Raw genomic sequence first — 3425 nt, forward strand, 5'->3', positions numbered from 1 at the left:
TGGTGATTGTTCGAGTCGATCGCAATTTTAATCTTTGTGGTCAAGTTTCTAAGAGCAAACGGTGGATGCCTTGGCATCTGGAGCCGAAGAAGGACGTAGAAATCTGCGATAAGCCTCGGGGAGCTGATAATCGAGCTGTGAGCCGAGGATTTCCGAATGGGGAAACCCCGCTGGGCGCTTTTGTGACCTGGTGACTCCCGCCTGAATATATAGGGCGGGTAGAGGGAACGTGGGGAAGTGAAACATCTCAGTACCCACAGGAAGAGAAAACAACATGTGATTCCGTGAGTAGTGGCGAGCGAAAGCGGATGAGGCTAAACCGATCATGTGTGATAGCCGGCGGGCGTTGCATGGTCGGGGTTGTGGGACACGTCGCTCAGTTCTGCCGGACTGGGGCGGTTACAGCGCATCATAGTCGAACCGGTTTGAAAGCCGGGCCGTAGTGGGTGCCAGCCCCGTAGACGAAATGGTGTTATGGCCGGATGTGTATCCCAAGTAGCACGGGGCCCGAGAAATCCCGTGTGAATCTGTCAGGACCACCTGATAAGCCTAAATACTCCCAGATGACCGATAGCGGACAAGTACCGTGAGGGAAAGGTGAAAAGTACCCCGGGAGGGGAGTGAAATAGTACCTGAAACCGTTTGCTTACAAACCGTCGGAGCCTCCTTGTAGGGGTGACGGCGTGCCTTTTGAAGAATGAGCCTGCGAGTTAGTGATATGTGGCGAGGTTAACCCGTGTGGGGCAGCCGTAGCGAAAGCGAGTCTGAATAGGGCGATTTGAGTCGCATGTCCTAGACCCGAAGCGAAGTGATCTATCCATGGCCAGGTTGAAGCGACGGTAAGACGTCGTGGAGGACCGAACCCACTTCAGTTGAAAATGGAGGGGATGAGCTGTGGATAGGGGTGAAAGGCCAATCAAACTTCGTGATAGCTGGTTCTCTCCGAAATGCATTTAGGTGCAGCGTTGCGTGTTTCTCGCCGGAGGTAGAGCTACTGGATGGCCGATGGGCCTCAACAGGTTACTGACGTCAGCCAAACTCCGAATGCCGGTGAGTGAGAGCGCAGCAGTGAGACGGTGGGGGATAAGCTTCATCGTCGAGAGGGAAACAACCCAGACTACCAACTAAGGCCCCTAAGCGTGTGCTAAGTGGGAAAGGATGTGGAGTTGCATAGACAACCAGGAGGTTGGCTTAGAAGCAGCCACCCTTGAAAGAGTGCGTAATAGCTCACTGGTCAAGTGATTCCGCGCCGACAATGTAACGGGGCTCAAGCACACCGCCGAAGTTGTAGATTTCGCACACTCGATAAGCCTTCGTGGTTCAGTCGTGCGGAGTGGTAGGAGAGCGTCGTGTGGCGAGTGAAGCGGCGGAGTGATCCAGCCGTGGACGCTACACGAGTGAGAATGCAGGCATGAGTAGCGAAAGACGGGTGAGAAACCCGTCCTCCGAAAGACCAAGGGTTCCAGGGCCAGGTTAATCCGCCCTGGGTAAGTCGGGACCTAAGGCGAGGCCGACAGGCGTAGTCGATGGACAACGGGTTGATATTCCCGTACCGGCGAACAACCGCCCAAGCTAATCCAGTGGTGCTAAGAGTCCTAACCCGCATTGACCGGATCCCTTCGGGGTGATGGCGTGCGGTCTAACGCTCGACCCCATGCTGGTGCGGTTAGCGTATGAACAGGTGTGACGCAGGAAGGTAGCTGAGCCAGGCGATGGTATCCGTAAGGTGATCCTGGTGTAAGGATGTAGGGCTGACGATAGGCAAATCCGTCGTCTGTATGCCTGAGATCCGACGCGTACCCGTAAGGGGAAATCAGTGATCCTATGCTGCCGAGAAAAGCATCGACGCGAGGTTGCAGCCGCCCGTACCCGAAACCGACTCAGGTGGTCAGGTAGAGAATACCAAGGAGATCGAGAGAATCGTGGTTAAGGAACTCGGCAAAATGCCCCCGTAACTTCGGGAGAAGGGGGGCCGGACACGTGATGCGGACTTGCTCCGCTGAGCGTTGAAGGCCGCAGAGACCAGTGGGAAGCGACTGTTTACTAAAAACACAGGTCCGTGCGAAGTCGCAAGACGATGTATACGGACTGACGCCTGCCCGGTGCTGGAAGGTTAAGAGGAAGGGTTAGCCTTTGGGCGAAGCTCTGAATTTAAGCCCCAGTAAACGGCGGTGGTAACTATAACCATCCTAAGGTAGCGAAATTCCTTGTCGGGTAAGTTCCGACCTGCACGAATGGCGTAACGACTTCCCAGCTGTCTCAACCGCGAACTCGGCGAAATTGCACTACGAGTAAAGATGCTCGTTACGCGCAGCAGGACGGAAAGACCCCGTGACCTTTACTACAGCTTGGTATTGGTGTTCGGTGTGGCTTGTGTAGGATAGGTGGGAGACTGTGAAGCGGGCACGCTAGTGTTCGTGGAGTCATTGTTGAAATACCACTCTGGTCACTCTGGATGTCTAACGTAGGACCCTGATCGGGTTCATGGACAGTGCCTGGTGGGTAGTTTAACTGGGGCGGTTGCCTCCCAAAGAGTAACGGAGGCGCCCAAAGGTTCCCTCAACCTGGTTGGCAATCAGGTGGCGAGTGTAAGTGCACAAGGGAGCTTGACTGTGAGACTGACAGGTCGAGCAGGGACGAAAGTCGGGACTAGTGATCCGGCAGTGGCTTGTGGAAGCGCTGTCGCTCAACGGATAAAAGGTACCTCGGGGATAACAGGCTGATCTTGCCCAAGAGTCCATATCGACGGCATGGTTTGGCACCTCGATGTCGGCTCGTCGCATCCTGGGGCTGGAGTAGGTCCCAAGGGTTGGGCTGTTCGCCCATTAAAGCGGTACGCGAGCTGGGTTTAGAACGTCGTGAGACAGTTCGGTCCCTATCCGCTGCGCGCGTTGGAAATTTGAGAAGATCTATCCCTAGTACGAGAGGACCGGGATGGACGAACCTCTGGTGTGTCAGTTGTTCTGCCAAGGGCACCGCTGATTAGCTACGTTCGGACCGGATAACCGCTGAAAGCATCTAAGCGGGAAGCCGTCTTCGAGATGAGATTTCCATGCACCTTGAGTGTGAGAGGCTCCCAGCAGACTACTGGGTTGATAGGCCGGATGTGGAAGCGGGGACTAACGACCCGTGGAGCTGACCGGTACTAATAAGCCGAAGACTTGACAACACAACTATTTCCCACACTTCGGTGTGGGGCTCGCGTCCACTTTGTGGTTCCCGACAGACGATCGGGAACAAGAAACTGAACACCGCGCATGCGCGGAACAGCTTTCGAACTTCCAAGCGATTGGGTCGAAGGTGTTCCGGTGGTCATAGCGAGAGGGAAACGCCCGGTCACATTCCGAACCCGGAAGCTAAGCCTCTCAGCGCCGATGGTACTGCAAGGGGGACCTTGTGGGAGAGTAGGACGCCGCCGGACTCAA

The 3425-nt window shown here is 55.4% G+C and carries 2 rRNA genes; both read left to right on the plus strand.

The window, feature by feature from the left end:
• Nucleotides 1-38: 38 nt before the first annotated feature.
• A 23S ribosomal RNA gene (locus HWD93_RS18110) occupies nucleotides 39-3169 on the plus strand.
• A gap of 135 nt (nucleotides 3170-3304) precedes the next feature.
• A 5S ribosomal RNA gene (gene rrf / locus HWD93_RS18115) occupies nucleotides 3305-3421 on the plus strand.
• The last annotated feature ends 4 nt before the right edge of the window (nucleotides 3422-3425 follow it).

This window comes from Curtobacterium sp. C2H10 (assembly GCF_025407985.1).
Classification (GTDB): Bacteria; Actinomycetota; Actinomycetes; order Actinomycetales; family Microbacteriaceae; genus Curtobacterium.